Source organism: Vibrio maerlii, assembly GCF_003415655.1.
Classification (GTDB): domain Bacteria; phylum Pseudomonadota; class Gammaproteobacteria; order Enterobacterales; family Vibrionaceae; genus Vibrio; species Vibrio maerlii.
In genome coordinates, this window is the sequence record NZ_QRHC01000006.1 from 295,149 (window position 1) to 314,671 (window position 19,523).

20 protein-coding genes are annotated in these 19,523 nt (G+C 44.3%); 15 read left to right on the forward strand and 5 right to left on the reverse strand.

The annotated features are described in order from the left end of the window. Nucleotides 1-33 precede the first annotated feature (33 nt). Nucleotides 34-2,352, reverse strand: a complete 2,319-nt coding sequence (locus tag DPF91_RS12720; RefSeq protein ID WP_117234798.1) for a YgiQ family radical SAM protein — start codon at nt 2,350-2,352, stop codon at nt 34-36. A gap of 231 nt (nt 2,353-2,583) precedes the next feature. On the opposite strand from DPF91_RS12720, the gene DPF91_RS12725 reads away from it, so the two are divergent. Both DPF91_RS12725 and DPF91_RS12730 read left to right on the forward strand, forming a co-directional pair. Continuing rightward, nucleotides 2,584-3,243 (forward strand): hypothetical protein, encoded by a 660-nt coding sequence (locus DPF91_RS12725; RefSeq protein ID WP_241033821.1) that lies wholly within the window; start codon nt 2,584-2,586, stop codon nt 3,241-3,243. 111 nt (nt 3,244-3,354) lie between these two features. Beyond that, nucleotides 3,355-3,555 carry a DUF4250 domain-containing protein gene (locus tag DPF91_RS12730; protein WP_117234800.1) on the forward strand — a complete coding sequence of 67 codons (201 nt, stop codon included), beginning with the start codon at nt 3,355-3,357 and terminating at the stop codon, nt 3,553-3,555. A gap of 36 nt (nt 3,556-3,591) precedes the next feature. Here the strand turns inward: DPF91_RS12730 and metR are convergent, their stop codons facing one another. Further along, nucleotides 3,592-4,503 carry an HTH-type transcriptional regulator MetR gene (gene metR / locus DPF91_RS12735; protein WP_117234801.1) on the reverse strand — a complete coding sequence of 304 codons (912 nt, stop codon included), beginning with the start codon at nt 4,501-4,503 and terminating at the stop codon, nt 3,592-3,594. 451 nt (nt 4,504-4,954) lie between these two features. On the opposite strand from metR, the gene DPF91_RS12740 reads away from it, so the two are divergent. Then, nucleotides 4,955-6,262 carry an outer membrane protein transport protein gene (locus DPF91_RS12740; RefSeq protein ID WP_117234802.1) on the forward strand — a complete coding sequence of 436 codons (1,308 nt, stop codon included), beginning with the start codon at nt 4,955-4,957 and terminating at the stop codon, nt 6,260-6,262. A gap of 93 nt (nt 6,263-6,355) precedes the next feature. On the opposite strand, the gene DPF91_RS12745 is transcribed toward DPF91_RS12740, so the two are convergent. Beyond that, a complete protein-coding gene (locus tag DPF91_RS12745) occupies nt 6,356-6,805 on the reverse strand; it encodes an META domain-containing protein (RefSeq protein WP_117234803.1) in 450 nt (149 codons plus the stop codon). A 186-nt stretch (nt 6,806-6,991) separates the two neighbouring features. On the opposite strand from DPF91_RS12745, the gene DPF91_RS12750 reads away from it, so the two are divergent. Continuing rightward, nucleotides 6,992-7,243, forward strand: coding sequence for a DUF1289 domain-containing protein (locus DPF91_RS12750; protein WP_117234804.1), 252 nt, complete (start codon nt 6,992-6,994; stop codon nt 7,241-7,243). A 103-nt stretch (nt 7,244-7,346) separates the two neighbouring features. Beyond that, the gene (locus tag DPF91_RS12755) at nt 7,347-7,697 is read left to right on the forward strand and encodes a PilZ domain-containing protein (protein ID WP_117234805.1); all 351 of its coding nucleotides are present in this window, start codon (nt 7,347-7,349) and stop codon (nt 7,695-7,697) included. A gap of 29 nt (nt 7,698-7,726) precedes the next feature. Here the strand turns inward: DPF91_RS12755 and DPF91_RS12760 are convergent, their stop codons facing one another. Together DPF91_RS12760 and DPF91_RS12765 are read right to left on the reverse strand one after the other, a co-directional pair. Continuing rightward, complete coding sequence (locus DPF91_RS12760; protein ID WP_117234806.1) at nt 7,727-8,083, reverse strand: rhodanese-like domain-containing protein; 357 nt, start codon at nt 8,081-8,083, stop codon at nt 7,727-7,729. 32 nt (nt 8,084-8,115) lie between these two features. Continuing rightward, complete coding sequence (locus tag DPF91_RS12765) at nt 8,116-9,306, reverse strand: MFS transporter (protein ID WP_117234807.1); 1,191 nt, start codon at nt 9,304-9,306, stop codon at nt 8,116-8,118. 137 nt (nt 9,307-9,443) lie between these two features. Here DPF91_RS12765 and DPF91_RS12770 point away from each other — a divergent pair, with 137 nt between their 5' ends. The 10 genes from DPF91_RS12770 (at nt 9,444) to DPF91_RS12815 (ending at nt 19,519) form a co-directional block, all read left to right on the forward strand. Then, on the forward strand, nt 9,444-9,779 hold the full coding sequence (locus tag DPF91_RS12770) for a zinc ribbon domain-containing protein YjdM (protein WP_117234808.1): 336 nt from the start codon (nt 9,444-9,446) through the stop codon (nt 9,777-9,779). A 41-nt stretch (nt 9,780-9,820) separates the two neighbouring features. Beyond that, complete coding sequence (gene cobU, locus DPF91_RS12775) at nt 9,821-10,345, forward strand: bifunctional adenosylcobinamide kinase/adenosylcobinamide-phosphate guanylyltransferase (RefSeq protein ID WP_206355568.1); 525 nt, start codon at nt 9,821-9,823, stop codon at nt 10,343-10,345. Between the two features lie 60 nt (nt 10,346-10,405). Next, nucleotides 10,406-11,899 carry a cobyric acid synthase gene (locus DPF91_RS12780; protein WP_117234810.1) on the forward strand — a complete coding sequence of 498 codons (1,494 nt, stop codon included), beginning with the start codon at nt 10,406-10,408 and terminating at the stop codon, nt 11,897-11,899. A gap of 27 nt (nt 11,900-11,926) precedes the next feature. After that, a complete protein-coding gene (locus DPF91_RS12785; RefSeq protein ID WP_117234811.1) occupies nt 11,927-12,535 on the forward strand; it encodes a histidine phosphatase family protein in 609 nt (202 codons plus the stop codon). Nucleotides 12,536-12,589: 54 nt separating this feature from the next. Next, the gene (locus tag DPF91_RS12790; RefSeq protein ID WP_117234812.1) at nt 12,590-14,119 is read left to right on the forward strand and encodes a phospholipase D family protein; all 1,530 of its coding nucleotides are present in this window, start codon (nt 12,590-12,592) and stop codon (nt 14,117-14,119) included. 223 nt (nt 14,120-14,342) lie between these two features. After that, nucleotides 14,343-15,653, forward strand: coding sequence for an MATE family efflux transporter (locus tag DPF91_RS12795; RefSeq protein ID WP_117234813.1), 1,311 nt, complete (start codon nt 14,343-14,345; stop codon nt 15,651-15,653). 34 nt (nt 15,654-15,687) lie between these two features. Then, a complete protein-coding gene (locus tag DPF91_RS12800; RefSeq protein ID WP_117234814.1) occupies nt 15,688-16,290 on the forward strand; it encodes a class I SAM-dependent methyltransferase in 603 nt (200 codons plus the stop codon). A 113-nt stretch (nt 16,291-16,403) separates the two neighbouring features. Next, complete coding sequence (locus tag DPF91_RS12805; RefSeq protein ID WP_420855603.1) at nt 16,404-17,174, forward strand: ATP-binding cassette domain-containing protein; 771 nt, start codon at nt 16,404-16,406, stop codon at nt 17,172-17,174. Further along, complete coding sequence (locus DPF91_RS12810; RefSeq protein WP_117234816.1) at nt 17,174-17,971, forward strand: ABC transporter ATP-binding protein; 798 nt, start codon at nt 17,174-17,176, stop codon at nt 17,969-17,971. The genes DPF91_RS12805 and DPF91_RS12810 overlap by 1 nt, the downstream gene beginning before the upstream one ends. A 39-nt stretch (nt 17,972-18,010) precedes the next feature. Continuing rightward, nucleotides 18,011-19,519, forward strand: coding sequence for an ABC transporter substrate-binding protein (locus DPF91_RS12815; protein WP_117234817.1), 1,509 nt, complete (start codon nt 18,011-18,013; stop codon nt 19,517-19,519). Nucleotides 19,520-19,523 lie beyond the last annotated feature (4 nt).

Below are 19,523 nucleotides of genomic sequence, written 5' to 3' on the forward strand. Positions count from 1 at the left end.
GCGACCAAATCGGTCGCTCTTTTACTGTTTTTATTAACGGCGCTTGGGCTTTCGGTTGCCTTGTGTAGGTTTGCTGCCAGCAGGCTTACCTTGGCTGCTCTTTGGCTTGCCACGATTAGGCGTGCCGTTTGAGTTACTTGAGTTTGTTGAACCATTACGGTTGCCGTTCTTCGGCTTGTTACCACCTGAACGCTTACCACCACTCATTTTCTCAAAGCCAGGTTGGTTTTTAGTATGCTTAGTTGCAAAGCGGTTCGCACCATGGCGACCGGATTTACGACGCTGCGCAGGTGTTTGAGTATCGAGATCTGCCTCGGGAACTAAGCAATTTGGCTTGTCACCAATCAGGTGTTTCTTACCCATGTTGATTAGCGCTTCACGGATCATTGGCCAGTTATCAGGATCATGATAACGAAGCAGCGCTTTGTGTAAACGACGCTGACGTTCGCCCTTAGCGACAGGTACATCTTCACGCTTCTTGTACTTTACTCGCTTGAGAGGGTTAGTCTCGGAATAGTACATCGAAGTCGCATTACACATCGGTGATGGATAGAAGTTTTGTACCTGATCACACTCAAAATTGTTACGTTTCAACCACAGCGCTAGGTTCAGCATATCTTCATCTTCTGTACCTGGGTGAGCAGAAATGAAGTAAGGGATAAGATACTGCTTTTTACCCGCTTCTTGGCTGTACTTCTCGAACATTTCTTTAAAGCGATCATATGTACCCATGCCAGGCTTCATCATAAGATCCAACGGACCTTTTTCAGTATGCTCAGGGGCAATCTTGAGATAACCACCAACGTGGTGAGTCACAAGCTCACGCACGTATTCTGGTGATTCAATCGCCAGGTCATAACGAACACCAGATGCGATCATTACCTTCTTAATCCCCGGCACGTTACGTGCCGCGCGATACAAGTCGATAGTGTGTTTATGGTCTGTATTGAGTTTGCTACAGATACCCGGGAATACACACGATGGACGACGACACGTCGCTTCGGCTTTTGGTACGCTACAACCTAAGCGATACATGTTTGCTGTTGGACCGCCTAAGTCAGAGATAGTGCCGGTAAAGCCAGGAACCTTGTCACGGATCTCTTCTAGCTCTTCAATAATTGATTCTTGAGAGCGGTTTTGAATGATACGACCTTCGTGCTCAGTGATTGAACAGAAAGAACAACCACCGAAACAGCCACGCATGATGTTGACAGAGGTCTTGATCATGTCGTAAGCCGGTATCTTCGCTTTGCCATACATAGGGTGAGGAACACGCGCGTAGGGTAGGCCAAAGACAAAGTCCATCTCTTCTGTTGTCAGTGGGATCGGTGCTTGGTTTACCCAAAGCTCACGATCGCCATGACGTTGAATCAAAGCGCGACCTGAATATGGGTTGGTTTCCAAATGCATAACACGGCTAGCGTGCGCATAAAGAATACGGTCGTTATTTAACTTTTCAAAAGGTGGCAGACGTACAGCCGTGGTTTCTGCATCGTGTCGAGAAGCGCCAACCGTAATAGGCTTTGCTTCTTCCTCTTTTGGATCGAAGCTGGTTGCCTTTTTAGACGTCTCACATTGCTCTTCCGTCGCATATGGGTTAATTGGAACAAATGTCGCTTTGCTCGGTTTTTCAATACGAGAGGAATCAATGATCTTAAAACGTTCTGGTGCTGCAGGTAGGTTGACTGCCGTACCACGAATGTTGGTCATTTCGCTAATCGGCTCTTCATTCGCTAAACGATGTGCAACTTCTACCAGAGCACGCTCTGCGTTACCAAATAGAAGAATATCTGCTTTGGCATCAAACAAAACCGAACGACGAACTTTGTCAGACCAGTAATCGTAGTGAGCAACACGGCGCAGACTCGCTTCGATACCACCAAGAACAATCGGAGTGCCTTTGTAAGCTTCGCGGCAGCGTTGCGAGTAAACCAGAACAGCACGGTCGGGACGTTTACCGCCTTCGTTGTTCGGTGTGTACGCGTCGTCATGACGCAGTTTGCGGTCCGCAGTATAGCGGTTGATCATCGAGTCCATGTTACCTGCGGTAATACCAAAGAATAGATTTGGCTTACCGAGCTTCATGAAGGCATCTTTATTTTGCCATTCTGGCTGTGCAATCACACCAACACGGAACCCCTGAGCTTCTAGCAAGCGACCAATGATAGCCATACCAAAGCTTGGGTGGTCAACATATGCATCACCAGTCACAATAATAATGTCACAGCTATCCCAGCCTAGAGCTTCCATTTCTTTGCAATTGGTTGGCAAGAATGGAGCACTGCCGAAGCATTCAGCCCAGTACTTTGGATATTGATTGATAGGAGTGACTTCTTTTTGCAAGTTGTGCATATTTTGACCTCTAAAATTCGAGGCGGGAATTATAGCGAGGTTACAAGCACAAAACTACCTCTAATCCCGTCTGAATGAAGAAGGCAATTGCCATATTTGAATTGACCTACAAGCATTGTGGAATAAGGGTTAGTGGGAAGTTGTGGAAGATGACATCGACGAGGCGAATTTGATATCATCGCCGACCAAATTGCAGAGATAACATAAACCACCATGCTTAATAGTATTTTAATGACATTTCCCGCCATGTTATTTGGCGCTCAATTGATCTTAACGCTCGTGCTTGTGAAAGGCGATATCTGCCCAGGACAGCGTGGTAGAGTACATAAAATGATTCCACTAATCGCATTTATGTGGATGACGGTGGTATCACTAAAACTAGAAGCATTACTAGTGGTGTTTGCCCTTACTTATTTCTTTAGTCAGGTGCAAATTAGTAAAACTCGTGATAAAGGCCCGCTGTGGGCATTGCACTTAGCGAACGGTTTGGGGATTAGTTTTGTATTCTTGAACGCAAATCTTAATTCAACCTATACGATTATTTTCTCTGTACTGCAGATTTTGTGGCTAGGAGCAGTATTTGGTCAGTTGATGCTGATTGTCGCTCGCTCGCGCCTTCAAGCGTTCCACCGTATCTTACCGGTGAGTGGTATCATTAGTTCTACACTGATTGTCATCGTAACAGCGGTGTATGCTGCTGGGTTAACCGATGAACAAATTGCCATCATAATGCAACCATTCTTGATAATGTTCGCACTACTTGTACTTACCAATGTTATCTGGTGTTGGCACCTATTAACCCGTAAAGAAGTACATAAGGTACAAATTGGCGTAGCAGTCGTTTCTGCAATTGCAACGGTAGTGGTGTCTCAAAGCCTTTACGTAGTGTAAATAATTCGCAATTTTGGCGTGATATCACTGTACGTTTGTTCATCTAGGTCTAAGCTTTTATGTAAAGGCGTATCGCCATTATGGAGCATCTTGCTTTTAAGGAGAGAAGGCATGGATCTTAGTAACGTAAATAGCTTTGATAGCATCATCCTATTAGGAATAGTGAACGAAAAATTACGACTTGAGTGTGATTCCTTTGAAGAACTCGTTGCCATGTACGAAATGGACGTTGAAGGGGTCATTGGAAAACTCGATATGCTTGGATATCAATACGACCCGCTCACCAATCAATTTAAATCTTACAGTCGTTAATCGCCTAACATTCTCAAACCCGCAATATCTAGCAACCTAAGCCACTTTGATACCGTCAAGGTGGCTTTTGCATTGTTGGCGAGCTGTATTAAAGAAAGCCTGCAAATAGCGCTTATCTTTTTCTGAATCACGAGTAGCGGCAAACAGTCTTCGCCACAATCCTTTTCCTAACGGTTTGCTAGTGATCAGACCTTGACGAGAAAACTCGCTGATCGCCCAGTTCGGTAGGGCTGCAACACCTAACCCAGCAGAGACCATTTGTACCAACATCAAAGTATTATCAGCTTGTTTCCATTTGTTTGGCTCAATACCTCCTGGTTGTAAGAAGTGTTTGACCACATCCAAACGTTGTTTCTGTACAGGATAGGAGAGCATTGTTTCTGATGCGAGATCTTGTGGTTCGACAAATTGCTTGTCCGCAAGCGGGTGAGCCGTGGATGTGATGAGCCGCATTTCGAAATCAAACAACGGCTCATAATGAATATCCGAACGAGGTTGTATATCTGAAGTAATGACTAGATCGAGCTCTCCTGCCTGCAAAGCGGGTAATGGCTCAAAACCAAAACCAGAGGAGAAATCGAGTGTCACGCTTGGCCAGGCTACTTGGTATTCTTTAAGTGCTGGCATTAACCATTGGAAGCAGGAATGGCACTCGATAGCCATGTGCAGTCGACCATTTACGTCTTCTTTGAGGCTCGCGATCTCATTTTCTGTCTTGGCGATCTTAGGTAATACTTCATCAGCGAGTTTTAATAGCAATTCACCCTCAGAGGTAAATTTAACCGGCCTAGTTTTGCGAATGAACAGTTGTCCGCCAATCCTAGACTCTAGATCCTTGATTTGATGAGAAAGCGCAGACTGAGTTAAATGCAATGATGTTGCTGTCGCCGTCAATGATCCTGTGTCACGCAATGAGGCTAACGTGCGTAAGTGTTTTATCTCTATCATGAACTTTTCTCATCTCCCTGAGTATTTCTTCACATTCTTTCATCACCATAACGTTTAATTGAGCAGGAGTAAACGTCTAGACGTCTAAAGTGGTGGTGAATTTTGTTTTCATACCAGGAAGTCGGTGAGTTTGAAGATGTGAAAAAGTGAAATATGAACTGAAAATTTCGGGACTGAAATAACGGTATTGATTTGAAAGAACATCAATGTGTCGAGAAATTGTCGAAAAGTTCAAACTTTTCCTACTGGTCAGATCAGCAATAGGAACGCTTGTACCTAAACGAGAGCATTTACTCTAATTATTGAATTGGTTAATAATTTTAAAGGATAGGAACGCCGTACCTATTTACTCATTTACGCCGTGTTGTAAAATGCTAGCCAAAACGCCATACGGATATCTGGCAATTATTTCCACGGAATGGGTGACTAATACAATAACTTAGGCGCTTTCATGAGTCATAAATTCAACTTCGCTAAATCTGCTCTTCTAATCGGTTCCGCACTTGCTGCAGCAAATGTAAACGCTGCAGGCTTCCAACTTAATGCCCAATCTGCAACTGGTATCGGTCGCGCATTCGCCGGTGACGCCGTTATTGCAGACAACGCTTCAGTGATGGCACGTAACCCAGCAGCAATGGCGTTATTTGATGAACCGTCTTTGTCTTTAGGTTTTGAAACGATTATAACTGACATCTCTGTGACAGATGGCCATTATAAAGGCTTCACTAAAACGGAAACAGTTGCGACTGAGTATAACGATGCTGGCGGTGCTTCAATCGCCCCCAATATTCACTATATCCATCCTATCAATGAGAAATTCGCTTTAGGAATAAATTTATACTCAAATTTCGGTACAAGTACTGAATTTAAAGATTCTAGATTTGTAGGAAGTGAATATGGTGGTAAGACGGACATTATGAGCCTCAATTTAGGGGTTTCTGGTTCGTATCGTTTGAACAAGCAATGGAGTGTTGGGGCAGGTTTAGACTTGATTTATGGCAAAGGAGAGCTAGAGCGAAACGCTAATTTGTCGATTGGTGGTGGCACTTTTGAATTCAAACCATGTGATTTTTGTCAACCACAAGAAATCCCGTTGCCTGAGTTTACTTCTGAGTTAAATGCATTAAAAGCAGAAGCTGATGGAATTGGCTTAGGTTTCAATATTGGTACTGTATATGAGTTAAATGAAAACAATCGCTTTGGTTTGTCCTATCGTTATAGTCCTGAAATCGAAGCCGAGGGAGACATAGAGTTTGTTGGTACAAAATACGATACTTTAACTTTACCTCTTCCAGATATGGCTGAGCTTTCAGGGTATCATCACATTGATAATACCAAGTTTGCATTGCATTATAGTGTCCAGTGGACTGGTTGGGGTGTTTTCAAAACACTAGATGCTAACGGCCCTGCACGTAAAACTCTTAATGAATATCATTGGAAGGACGGCTTTCATTATTCAATTGGTGGTACATATTACTTGAATAGTAATTGGACCTTACGTGCTGGTTATATGTATGACGAGAGTGCTCAAGATGAGTTGACATCGATTTCTGTCCCAGACTCAGATCGTCAGTGGTTCTCTACTGGTTTTACATACCATATTAATTCTAAGTCTGATGTTGATTTTGGTTTCACTTACTTGATGGGCAAAGACGTAGAGGTCAGTGAGGAAACTGACTTGGGAGTTGTATCGACTATTACAGGTACAACTCGCGCCAACGCAATCCTAGTAGGCCTACAATACAGTCGCACTTTCTAAGCCTTAGAAAACACAAATACAACAAGGCCTCGCAATTGCGAGGCCTTATATCATTCTAGGAGCTAGTCACTGCTCTTAACTAGGAACTAACCCTTAATTAACCCAATCACGCAGTTTGAACGTCAGTGTATGTACGTCATTTGATAGCGTCATACCGTCTTTCGTTAGCGTCATATCAGCCCAATCAGAAAGCGTTGCTGACATTGCTTGTTCTAGTTGCATCGCATTGTCTGGACACATTTTCATTGTCATGCCCATTTGCTTAATGCGGAACTTACCGTCTTCCAGCTCTCCTTGGCCGAAGTAGTTGTTACAACCCGCATTACCGTTTGCTGTCATCTTCTCACCAACTTCTAGATTTGGTGCTTGGAAGTTTTCTTCTACAGTAATTGCATTACCGTCAACGTGCGTTAGCTGCCAGTTGTGGTGTTGTAGGTCCGTTGCAGTGATCTCTGCAGAAGCGGTGTTACCTTGATTAGTACATGCTGCCATAAATAGAGGTAGTGAAAGTGCAACGAGTGCTTTTTTAGCGGTAAATTTCATGTTTTTACTCCAATGAAGAAGCGGTTGAGCCAATTGGCTGATGTGCATAAATATAGTCTAGAATTATTCAAATTTGTCATGAAAGTGTGAGATGTTAATCAAGATTTCTTTTGAAACAGTAGCTTAGTCAGCTATTCTAGTAGGAGATTTCTTGTTTTAGAGGGATATCTAGTTTTGGAGAGACTAATGGAGCAGCTCGAGTTTTTCAAAGTGCCAAACCCTTGTGTCGGGGTATGCAGTGTCGATGATAAAGGCTACTGCAAGGGATGCATGCGAAAAAGGGAAGAGCGCTTTAATTGGATGTCCTTTACGCCCGCTGAACAGTTACACATCATTAAGTTGTGCAGACAGCGGTACAGACGTAAGCTAGCGGTAGGAAAATCGAATCAACAAAGTATTGTTGTTGAAGAACAGTCTAACCAACAGGATCTATTTTAGTCATTAGACTATTTGAGGTTAACGATTAAAGTAATCAGTACTTTGGTCGATACAAGCAGCAATAAGCACTATAGAATTAATTGAATGAAAGAGAGGACCTTTCATGCACGCACACGAACAAAAACGACAATACTACCGACTGAAGTATCCACGTCAGGCAAGACCTGTTGTCCGTTTTGCTGATGAGCTCTTTCACGTCAGTGAAGTGTCGGAGAAAGGGATTCGTGTCGTGATGAATCGTTTGACCGCTCTATATAAAGGGCTGTCGATGAAGGGAACGATAAATTTTCATGACGAGACCAATATAGACGTTGAAGGTGCTGTTCTGCGCTTAGAGGATGAAGAGTTTGTGGTTTACCTTAATCAGGGTTTAACCTTTAAGCAAATGGTTGAAGAGCAGCGACATGTCCGCCAGAACTACCCAAGCTTTTTTGCTCGTCTCAGAGCTGCATAAATACGAATAATAAAACTTCAAGAGCCAGCTTACTTAGCTGGCTTTATTTGTTTCAACTCTTCCAGACCACCGGCATTGTGGATGTTGGTAAAACCAATTGACTCTAAATAGTAGTGCGCACGCCCAGAGCGAGCACCGCTGCGACAATACAGAACAATGGGAGCAGATTTATCGATGCTTTCAAACCCTTGTTCTATTTCTGATAGTGGAATATTGATGGCCTCATTTAAGTGGCCCTGAGAAAACTCTTGTGGTGTTCTTACATCTACCACCATTGCGCCGTCATCGATCAGTTGCCAACCTAACTCTGCACGTTCACTTGCATAACTCGACAGTGATATGAGTATTGGTAAGACACAACCAAAAACCTTGATTAATCTGTTCATACTGTTCACTTCCTTTGTGTTTGATGAGGTGACTATACCTTTCTGTCCCTTGCGGCGTTTGCTGCACAAATTAAACAAAAGAATGCAAAGACAGTAATTATTCCAATAGGTAACTGCCAGCCACCTGTGACTGTGTGACTCCAACCAACCAGAGAAGGTCCTGTCGCCGCGAACGCATAACCAATACTTTGCGACATACCGGACAGCGCGGCCGCTTGACTCGCATTATTTGTACGCAAACCAATGAAAGAGAGCACGACAATAAAGGTCGAGCAGTTACTTAATCCAAAGTAGGCGACCCAAAACGTCGCAAACTGAGGCAGCGTAAGCAAACCAATAAGGCTAATGACGACTGAGCCTGAACAGATAGAGACAAGTGCGACGTGATTCTTCCACTTGGCCAAAACTGGCATCAGGATCAACCCTGGTACCATGGTCGAGAATTGCAAAAAACTGTAGATATAGCCCGCATCGAGCTCACTGTAGCCATAATCCGTCAAGATTTTTGGTAGCCAACCGGCAAAAGAGTAGAAGGTGAAAGAGTTGATCCCCAGGGCCAATGTAACGATCCACGCGACCTTAGAGCGAATAAGGGATAATGGCGATGCGTTTCTGCTTTCAGTAGAGTTCGCATATACGGTTTTACGACCTTGGCGCCATTTTGGCAACCAGTATAGCAATGCAACTAAGACGAAAATCAGATTGAATAACAGTGCAAGTTGCCAACCTCCAACGCCTGCGATAGCAGGCGAATGGGAGAGTGGAATCATCAAGCTTGCTGCTAAAGTTGAACCAATACCCATCAGGAAGATATATGAGGAGGTGACCAACGAAATATGGTTGGGAAAGTGCTCCTTCACAAAGGCTGGCAACAATACATTGCCAAAGGCAACACCTGCGCCCAGTAAAACCGTACCTATATAGAGTGGCAGAGCAAACCCAACAGAACGAATAGCTATGCCGATACCGATGAGAATCACCGCGGCTAATAACGCTGAATTGATGCCTACCTTACTCGAGAGTTTTGGGGCTATAGGGGAGAACAAAGCCAAAGCTACAAGCGGTAACGCTGTGACAAACCCACCTAAGGATGCACTCATCGAAAGGTCTTGCATGATCTGTTCTAGCAAGGGCGCTAGGCTAGTAAACGGTGCACGCAGGTTTAGGGCGATAAGGAAAACGCCAAGCAATGCAGCGATAGTAGTGTGGGATAAGCGGTTCATGCGATTCTTCGACGAATAAAAATCATATTGTACGTCAACAAAAACCTACTGTTAACGAATGATTGTGAAAGAAATTTTGCTAATATAGGCGGCTATACAGCATATCTATTTTAAAATTACCATCACAGAGAGTTACAATGTCACTTCCTCCTTGCCCAAACTGCCAATCTGAATACGTCTACCAAGATCAAGCGAACTTCGTCTGTCCAGAATGTGCGTACGAGTGGAATCCTCAAGAAGTTGCGGAAGAGGATGTGATTAAAGTGAAAGATGCCAATGGCACGTTGCTCTCTGAGGGTGACCGAGTCACTCTGGCAAAAGACCTAAAAGTTAAGGGCAGCTCACTGGTTCTGAAAATCGGTACTAAAGCAGTGGTACGTCGAATTGTTGAAGGTAAGGACCATCAGCTAGATTGTAAGGTTGATGGTGCAGGCGAAATGATGGTCACAGCCCAATTTGTGAAGAAAGCATAAAAGCTAATTGGTCTTTATCGACAGGGAAGTAAAATTTGAACATATCCTCTACTTCAAAAGAGCTTGTACTCGGCGGGGCGCGTTCTGGTAAAAGTAGCTATGCCGAACGGTTAGCAACTGAGTCACGCAAGCCGGTTACTTATATTGCTACCTCTCAAGCATTTGATGATGAGATGGCGCAACGTATTCAAATCCATAAATCTCAACGCCCGGCTGAATGGAAGGTTGTTGAGGAGCCTTATGAGCTTTCTAAAGTACTCATCGAACATAGTCGCGAAGATAACTGTATCTTGGTCGATTGTCTTACCCTGTGGTTAAGTAACTGTTTGTTCGGGCAAGACCTCAAACAATGGCAGGAAATCAAGACTGAGTTTCTTCAAACATTAGAAACTCTGCCTGGGCAGGTACTTATGGTCAGCAACGAAGTCGGTTGTGGGGTCGTTCCCATGGGGGAGGTTAGTCGTCGTTTTGTCGATGAGGCTGGGTGGTTACACCAAGCAATCGCCGCTCAAGTGGAAAAAGTGACCCTTGTTACTGCCGGTTTACCTATGAAGCTCAAGGGCTAACCCGCCACTAATCAAACCCACGTCCAATATCAGCTCAACAGAAAATTTATCGGAGAAACAATGCAAACCACTTCTCAAGCTTTGATGGTTCAAGGAACGACATCGGACGCAGGAAAAAGTGTCCTAGTTGCTGGCCTGTGTCGTGTCCTTGCTCGTAAAGGCCTCAAAGTTGCCCCTTTTAAACCTCAGAATATGGCGTTAAACAGTGCGGTGACTGCCGATGGTGGTGAAATTGGTCGTGCCCAAGCTGTACAGGCATACGCTTGTGGTGTTGAGCCCACCACGGACATGAATCCTGTTCTCATTAAGCCAAATACGGATATCGGGGCGCAAATCATAGTGCATGGAAAAGCACTGAAAGATATGGATGCTCAGGGCTATCATGACTTTAAGCCGAAAATGTTGCCGTATGTGATGGAGTCTTTTGAACGACTTCAGCAAGAGTACCAATCTGTGATGATTGAAGGAGCGGGCAGCCCGGCGGAAATCAATCTCAGAGAAAATGATATTGCCAACATGGGGTTTGCTGAAGAAGCGGATATCCCTGTCATCATCATTGCTGACATTGATCGAGGCGGTGTATTTGCTCACCTTTATGGAACCTTAGAGCTTCTTAGCCAATCAGAGCAGGATCGTGTCGTAGGCTTTGTGATCAACCGCTTCCGTGGTGATATTAAACTACTTGAAAGCGGTTTAGATTGGTTAGAGGACAAAACAGGGAAACCTGTTGTAGGTGTCCTCCCATATCTTCATGGCCTCATGTTGGAGGCAGAAGATGCAATCAACAGCAGCCAGTTAATCTCTTCAATGGAAGATAAAAATGAGCAGCAACTTAAGGTTGTTGTGCCTGTATTAACCCGAATCAGCAACCATACAGATTTTGACCCTCTAAGAATGCATCCTAATGTCGATCTGGTTTTTGTAGGAAAAGACCAAGCTCTACCGCCAGCGGATTTGATCATCTTACCGGGTTCGAAAAGTGTCCGCAGTGACCTTGCGTATTTACGAGAGCAGGGTTGGGATAAACAGATTGAACGCCACATTCGTTTTGGTGGGAAAGTGATGGGGATCTGTGGTGGCTATCAAATGCTTGGTGAGTTGATTACTGATCCATTAGGCATAGAAGGTGAAGCTGGCGAAAGTCAGGGTTTAGGTTACTTGCCATTAACCACAGAGCTGAAATCCAACAAGCAGCTAAAACAGAGTAAGGGTACCTTACAACTACCGAATCAAAACGAGGTGGAAGTGTTTGGTTACGAGATCCATGCTGGTGTGACTATGGGTGTTCAATCTAATGCTCCTGTTCAACTAGATAGTGGGGCAGATGGCTCGATGGGTATTGACAATCAAGTGTTTGGTACCTACCTGCATGGTATTTTTGAATCTCCCGACGCATGTAGCAGTATTCTTCGTTGGGCTGGATTGCAAGACGCCCAAGGCGTTGATTTTGATGCAATACGAGAGCAAGGGATTAATCGTGTAGCCGACGCCATTGAAGAACATCTTGACCTAACCAAACTCTGGCCAGAGTTGAAACAGTTCCATAATGGCTAAGCGATATAACGGGTAAACGTTTTAATTATGACAACCACAACCATTACTTTGTTAAGACATGGCCTACCAGATGGCGAAAGCTGTTTTCGTGGGCATACCGATTTTGCGCTCACCAATACTGGCCTTGAACAAATGTCGCGAGCGGTTTCTGATTTGAATGAGGTTGATATCGTCGTTTGCTCTCCATTGCAGCGCTGTGCTCAGTTCGCTCGCCATTTTTCTGCCGATAGAGTCATTCCCTATGTTGAAAATAAAGGCCTTATAGAGCTCAATTTTGGCGATTGGGACGGTCAAGAGAAACAGCAAGTGTGGAAAGAAAACCAACAGCTTGTAACTGATTTTTGGAATGACCCGTGGGGCACGACACCACCAGAGGCTGAGCCCCTAGTTGATTTCGATGCGCGAGTATTGCTTTGTTGGGAACTGTTGCTGACTCAGTACCAAGGAAAGCACGTTCTTGCAGTGACTCATGCGGGAGTAATCAAACAGGTGATGCGCCATGTTTTAGACATGCCGCGCGATGCTAAATACCTACAGCGTTTGAGCATTCCATATGCTGCTTTAATAACAATTAAGGTGTTTCGTGATCAAGATGGAACACTATGGCCTGAAGTGATTTGGCCAAAACAATACTAAGCTAGTATTAATTAGGGTCAACAGAACCTAACGAAAGACAAGGATAATTCATTGATGTATAAGTCACGCCGCGTACCTGCTGCTCTCTTATCTTTACTCGTTTTGGCAGGATGTAGCTCCCTACCTGAACAAATGGAACACACAACAGTTGCTCAAGAATACGTTTCTGATAGCCGCTTATCTGAACTAGTCAACACGCAAAAACCGCAGGTGTATGCACAAAACAAAAGTGCGGTGTTGATACAAGAAAAAGGTTGGGATGCACTTGCTCAGCGACTCGCATTGATTGATGCTGCAGAGCAGTCGATTGATATTCAGTACTACATCTGGAATTCTGATAAATCAGGTGCTTACATGGTAAGCCGCCTAGTCGCCGCTGCTGACCGAGGCGTTAAAGTTAGATTACTCCTTGATGATATCAATCTTAATGAGCGGGAAGACCTACTCATTGCCTTAGATTCTCATCCTAATATCCGTATTCGTATCTATAACCCCATCCCAACACGGAGTGGAGTCGCGAAGTGGCTCAATGTACTGGGTGACTTTTCACGCTTGAACCGAAGAATGCACAATAAATCGTTTACCGTTGATGGGGTCTTCTCTGTGGTTGGTGGACGTAATATTGGTGATGAATATTTCGACCTCTCAGAGGAGATTAACTTCCGTGACCGCGATGCACTAATCACGGGAGAAGTAGTTTCAGACATTCAATTAAGCTATCTAGATTACTGGGACAGCAGCTGGTCTTATCCTGTAGAACTGTTAGGCAGTGAAGCGGCATCATTGAGTGAGTATGCAAGCATCTCTGTACCTGAATATTTAAACTACCCACCACTACCGGTAGGCGAAGTGCAATCACTGAAGTACTTGAAGCGTGAGCTTTCAAATATGGAGCTGGTAGATGCCTTGTATGTGTCAGATCACCCTGTCCCCGAAGATACAAAGAACGTTGATGAGCCAAAGGCGACGGCAATTTTGTTGGGTGAGCTAGCAAGCAAAGCGAATGAAGAGATCATTCTTGAGTCTGCTTATATGGTCCTTGATGATACTCAGCTCGATTTTATTCAAGGACGAGTGGGTGAGGGCGTAGAGATGAAGGCTCTTACTAACTCAATGGCGTCGAATGACTTGGTAACAAACCATTCGGGTTATGCAGGGCGACGTCAGGATATGCTTGAGCACGGGATTCAGTTGTTTGAGCTTAAACCCGAAACCAGATTGTGTAATCGCTCGACTCGAGACGACGCTAAATGCGCACCAACCTTGCCATATGGTTTGCATGCCAAGTCAGCGGTTTTTGACCAAAGATATGTTGCGATTGGGTCGTTTAACTTTAATTTGCGTTCAACCTATCTAAATACCGAATCTATTTTGGTGTTTGAGAGTGAAGAAATCGCTGATCAACTTGTTGATGTGTTCGAAGAAGCGATGGAAGATGACAATAGTTGGCGTTTAGAGCTAGAAGATGGCACCGTCTATTGGCACTCTCAGGATGAAACCTGGGATAGCGAGCCTGAGGTAGGGCGTTGGGAGCAACTGCAATCTCGCTTGCTTCAATTTCTGCCTATCGAGAAATATCTTTAAGATTTGAGTGTAGTTTACCCTAACCAAGCCCAATTAATACTTGGGCTTGGTGTTTTTAGGACTTGCTGTTGCTTGGAATAGTGCATTGAAATGATGGCGATCAAATTGCTTGAGGAATTTTGCGAGTAAGATATGATTCGCAATTTCGTAATGATAATTAATATCACTACAATTTCTCCCGACTACTCAGGCACCTGCTGCCAGTACATTGATACAAACAAAAATGAACCTGACTCATAAAGACTATTTCAAAATCGCATTTCCTTTTATTGTTTCTACGGTAACTCAGCCATTGCTCGGTGCGGTTGATACTGCGGTTATTGGTAAGCTCGGTGTCGCTGAACTTATAGGCGGTGTAGCAATTGGTACGGTGATCATGAACACCTTGTACTGGTTGTTTGGCTTTTTCCGCGTGAGTACCACGGGTCAAAGTGCCATTGCACTGGGTAAGAACGATCGTAATGAAATGGCACGCAGCTTATTTCAACCTGCTATCTTGGCAATGAGTGTCGGTCTGGTATTTATTCTCTTACAATCATTGATATGGCAAGGAGCACTGTTCATCATCGAACCTGAAGATGTGGTAGGCAGTAATGCGAAAATCTACTTTGATATCATGATTTTCGGTGCACCGTTTGTACTGCTGAACTATACCTTAATTGGCTGGTTGATGGGGCAGGCGAAAGCGAAAGAGACGTTATACACTCAGGTGTTTGGTAATGTTCTTAATATTGTATTAGATGTCATTTTTGTGCTGTACCTCGACCTTGGAATTGCTGGTGTTGCATACGCGACCTTAATTGCACAAATTTCAACATTTGTGATTGGTGCGCTGCTGGTGGTCAGAACCTGTCATTTCTCGCTAACTGATTACTTATCTGAGGCTAAGATGAGCAACAGTGATCTGAAAGTGATTGTCTCTTCTAATATGGACCTTTTGCTGCGTACTGTTTGTCTATTGACTTTCTTTAATATGATGGCTCGTGTTGGTTCACAATTAGGCTCTGATGTACTGGCTGCTAACGCGATTCTGATGCAAGTGACCTTTATCGTGAGCTACATGTTTGATGGTGTTGCCAACGCTTCCAGTGTGTTTGCGGGTAAAGCGGTCGGCCAAAAGAATCCTACGCTGTTAAACAATGTTCTAAGACTGACGACCATTTGGACCACTGGCTTTGTTGTTGTTTTGACGATTCTAACTGTGTTGTTTAAATCTCAAATTGTGTTGGTGTTCACTGCGCTTCCAGAGTTATTGGCAATTTATCATGATATGTCGATATGGCTATTGGTGTTCCCATTAGTGTCTGGCTACGGCTTAACCTTCTACGGTATCTTTACTGGCACAGGAACCACACGTCCAGTTCGTAATTCAACAGCCTGTACCCTGGCTCTGTTTTTGATCACCTTATTTATTGCTGTTCCAATATTCGGTAATCACGGTCTGTGGCTGGGCTTTACTTTGTTCTATGTTGGGCGATTCGTCTTCTTGTTCCCATTCATTGGGCAAGTAAAGCAAAAGTGCGTTGAAGCATAATCACTAGGTAAATCAAAGGTAAGGGGATACAAGGATGACACCCTCTGAGATAGGCAAGGCTTACGATCAAATTACGCACCTTTGGTCCAGTGGCAATTTTAATATGAACAACGGAATCGCTGCACACAATAAAGCGCTCGAGTTTGTCCAAAATGGAACACGTGCTTTAGATATTGGCTGTGGTTGCACAGGGCGCTTTATAGATTTACTAAGAGCTCAAGGCTTTCTGCCTACTGGTTTAGACGTGTCGTTCAAAAAGCTTGAGCTTGCGAAGCAACGGCACCCAAATGTTGACTTTGTTCATTCAGATATCTGTAGCTACCCGCTATCCACTCAATATGATTTCATTACAGCTTGGGACAGTATTTGGCATATCCCCTTAAAGCAGCAAAAATCGGTGATCACGAAGATTGTTGAATCATTGAATCCAGGAGGAGTATTTATTTTCTCTTTTGGTGGGACGGATGAGCCTGGGGAGCACATTGATGACTTCATGGGGGTTAATGTGTATTACTCTTCACTAGGAACAAACGGTTTTGTCCAATTGTTAATCTCTCTCGGCTGCCAAATTAAACATCTTGAGTACGATCAACATCCTGAACTACACACTTATCTCATCGTTCAAAAAAGCGAGTAGTGTACGTCTTATCTGATATAACTAAATCGATTTATTGATACAGTACAATTAACGTTGAATAGCCATGTTTGCCTATGTTAACATTCGTAATGTTATAACATAACAAGCTAGCTATTGTGACTGAACTACCTCTTCTTACCGTTAATCAACTGTCTCTCCAAGACCATAAACGCACTTTATTCAGCGATATTAACTTTGATCTTTATGCCGGTGAAGTTATCGCCGTTATGGGGCCATCTGGCATTGGTAAATCTATGCTTTCCAAAGCTGTCGCAGGTTTTCTCCCTGAAGACATTAGCTCTGATGGTTCTATCTTATTGAATGGAATAGAAGTAAGCGGTTTAGAAATGTTGCGTCGTGAGTCTGAGCAGCGCCCTGCAGTTATCTTTCAAGATGCATTGAAGGCACTGAATCCACTCGCAACAGTCGGTCAGCAACTCGCTCTAGCTCGCACCAAGACAAAGACTCGATTAGACTCAAAGAGTCGATCAGAAGTCACTTCACTATTAAGCCAACTGGGTTTCTCGGAGCCAGAGTCTATTCTTAAGCTTAACCCAAGTCAGTTATCTGGTGGCCAGCGTCAACGTATCTGTATCGCTATCGCTTTGTTGGGGGATGCAAATGTTCTTATTGCCGATGAGCCCACCAGCGCACTTGATCCAATCACAGAACAAGAAATCTTATCTATTTTTAGAGAAAGTATTCATTCTCGTATGATTGGCGGCCTATTAATTACTCATGATCTGCCTGCAGCGATGGCTTGTGACAAGATCTTAGTGATTGCCGATAACCAAATGGTTGCGTACGGCTCTCCTGTGGAAGCCATCAAACAGAGCGATCATCCTTTCTGCCAACAAATGCTCGAGCTGCTGGGAGAATTTTGATGCATAAACATGACCATTTAAACTCAGCCCAAGTGCATTTTAACAACGTAAGCGTGGAGTATTTCTCAAGACCACGTTGGCTTGGCGGCAAGGCATTTAAAGCGATCGATCAACTGAGCCTCAATGTCGAGACGCAAAACCTTGCAATTGTTGGCCCATCGGGTGCGGGCAAGTCGACACTTATTGAGCTGTTATTCGGGCTACGTCAACCGACGTCAGGGGAGGTCTACATCTGTGGTGAAGCGCTTTCGACGTCGACAGTGAAACAACGTCAGCACTTGTGTAAACACATCCAGCTTATCCCTCAAGAGCCACAAGCAACCCTGAATCCTTACTATACGGTAAAGCAGATCTTGCTAGAGCCATTGAATAATCTTGGCCTAACAACTAACCAAGAGCACAAGATTGTTCAAGCGCTTGAAGAGGTGGGGTTAGACAAGAAGTTATTGGATGTGAAGCCAACCAGCTTGTCTGTGGGGCAAGCCCAGCGTGTTGCTATTGCTCGTGCCATCGTTGTCGAGCCCTGCGTGCTGGTGGCGGATGAGCCAACCAGTAGCTTGGACCCAATTAGCCGCAAGCAAGTTCTGGATTTATTGTCACGACTACAGAAACAACACCAGATGCGCCTCATCTTGGTGACTCATGATTTATCTGCTGCTAATGCTTTGTGTGATGAGGTGATGGTACTTGATAAGGGGCAAGTCGCAGAGTACGACTCTGTCGACAAGATTATGTCTGCCCCTGCTCATCCAACAAGTCGCGCATTACTCGATGCACACTTGATATCCGTGAACTAATTTTATTTTAAACTAACGACCCTAAGAGATTTTATTATCATGCGTTTTAGCCCTCTTAAGATTGCACTTTCTCTCGCTGTTGCACTTCCATTGACTGGCTGTTTTGATTCTGAGCCAAAAACATCAGCAGCCCCGGTTGCTGAACAAGCAGCGAAATCTGAGATTCGCCTTGCAATGATGCAACCGCCACGTACAGGTCTATCTCCACTATCAGACGATGCATTCAAGCTATCTCGCTGGAGTACTGCAGAAACATTAATCAACTTAAGTCCAGAATCTGTGGCAGAGCCGATGCTTGCAACGAAGTGGGAGCAAGTTGATGACTTAACTTGGCAATTTACTATTCGTCCAGATGTGAAGTTTCATGACGGCTCAGATCTTACTGTAGAAACAGTGGTTAACTCGATTGACCGTGCACAGAATGCAGCACCAAAGCCACGTATTCTTGATGGTATCGAGTGGCAAGTAAAAGCATTAAACGAAAGCACAGTTGAGATCAAAACATCATTTGCAGATCCACTTTTACCGAGCCGTTTATCAAGCCCTCAGCTAGCGATTCTCGCGAAAAGTGCATACCTAGAAGACGGGAGAGTGGTTCCAACTCGTGCAGGTACAGGTCCATTCGTTCTTACTGAGATCAACGGTACAACCAGCGCCAAGCTAGAGCGCTTTGATGGTTACTGGGGTGAGAAAGCACAAGTAGAAACCGTGATTGCGGAATACGTACCAAACGGTATGGCTCGTGCAGCGGCACTCCGTACTGGTGAGGCTGATGTTGTCGAAGCGGTGCCAGTCTCACAAATTGCGATGATTGACCAAGAGCTTCTTACTGAAGTGGCTATGCCACGAACCAATACGCTTTACCTAAACAACACATCAGATGTGTTTAGCAATATTGAAATGCGTAAAGTGGCGGCGGCAGCGGTTGACCGTGAGCAAATCGTTAAAATGGTTTACGAAAACCACGCTGATATTGCACAAGGCCTGCTTGGTCCAGCACTCGCGTGGGCTCAACCATTACGTACTGCAATGCCGACCTTAGAAGAAGGCCTTAAAGCAAACGGTGAAAAGATCACTATCGGTACTTTTACTGACCGTGCGGAATTACCAGAAGTAGCGGCACTTCTAAAACAGCAACTGGAAGCTGCTGGATTCACCGTTGAACTCGATATTCGCGAATATGCTCAAATCGAAAATGACGCATTGGCGGGTAAGTTTGATGCGTTCATTCTATCTCGTGCTACAGTACTCGATTCAGGCGACCCGGTTGCGTACATGCAAAGTGATTTCAGCTGTGATGGTTCATTTAACTTGGGTCTATTCTGTGCTGAAGAGGTGGATAACGCACTGGATCACGCTGATCTTCAACCACTAGGTCCACAGCGTAATGAAGCAATCATTGCGGCAGAGAGCAAGATTCTTAACCAATACGCAGCGATTCCATTACTGCATGAGCGTGTAATTCAGGGTGAAACTAAGTCAGTAAGCAAGGTAGAACGTGACCCACGTGAACGTCGCCTAGTGACTCAATTTACAGAGGTGAAGTAAGTTA

Coding starts and splice junctions, on each gene's coding strand:
- DPF91_RS12750 (WP_117234804.1), top strand. CDS start 6,992: ATGGAGCAGCTCGAGTTTTTCAAAGTGCCAAACCCTTGTGTCGGGGTA.
- DPF91_RS12740 (WP_117234802.1), top strand. CDS start 4,955: ATGAGTCATAAATTCAACTTCGCTAAATCTGCTCTTCTAATCGGTTCC.
- DPF91_RS12785 (WP_117234811.1), top strand. CDS start 11,927: ATGACAACCACAACCATTACTTTGTTAAGACATGGCCTACCAGATGGC.
- DPF91_RS12780 (WP_117234810.1), top strand. CDS start 10,406: ATGCAAACCACTTCTCAAGCTTTGATGGTTCAAGGAACGACATCGGAC.
- DPF91_RS12795 (WP_117234813.1), top strand. CDS start 14,343: ATGAACCTGACTCATAAAGACTATTTCAAAATCGCATTTCCTTTTATT.
- DPF91_RS12810 (WP_117234816.1), top strand. CDS start 17,174: ATGCATAAACATGACCATTTAAACTCAGCCCAAGTGCATTTTAACAAC.
- DPF91_RS12730 (WP_117234800.1), top strand. CDS start 3,355: ATGGATCTTAGTAACGTAAATAGCTTTGATAGCATCATCCTATTAGGA.
- DPF91_RS12800 (WP_117234814.1), top strand. CDS start 15,688: ATGACACCCTCTGAGATAGGCAAGGCTTACGATCAAATTACGCACCTT.
- DPF91_RS12815 (WP_117234817.1), top strand. CDS start 18,011: ATGCGTTTTAGCCCTCTTAAGATTGCACTTTCTCTCGCTGTTGCACTT.
- DPF91_RS12765 (WP_117234807.1), bottom strand. CDS start 9,306: ATGAACCGCTTATCCCACACTACTATCGCTGCATTGCTTGGCGTTTTC.
- DPF91_RS12720 (WP_117234798.1), bottom strand. CDS start 2,352: ATGCACAACTTGCAAAAAGAAGTCACTCCTATCAATCAATATCCAAAG.
- DPF91_RS12745 (WP_117234803.1), bottom strand. CDS start 6,805: ATGAAATTTACCGCTAAAAAAGCACTCGTTGCACTTTCACTACCTCTA.
- DPF91_RS12790 (WP_117234812.1), top strand. CDS start 12,590: ATGTATAAGTCACGCCGCGTACCTGCTGCTCTCTTATCTTTACTCGTT.
- DPF91_RS12755 (WP_117234805.1), top strand. CDS start 7,347: ATGCACGCACACGAACAAAAACGACAATACTACCGACTGAAGTATCCA.
- DPF91_RS12770 (WP_117234808.1), top strand. CDS start 9,444: ATGTCACTTCCTCCTTGCCCAAACTGCCAATCTGAATACGTCTACCAA.
- DPF91_RS12760 (WP_117234806.1), bottom strand. CDS start 8,083: ATGAACAGATTAATCAAGGTTTTTGGTTGTGTCTTACCAATACTCATA.
- DPF91_RS12725 (WP_241033821.1), top strand. CDS start 2,584: ATGACATTTCCCGCCATGTTATTTGGCGCTCAATTGATCTTAACGCTC.
- metR (WP_117234801.1), bottom strand. CDS start 4,503: ATGATAGAGATAAAACACTTACGCACGTTAGCCTCATTGCGTGACACA.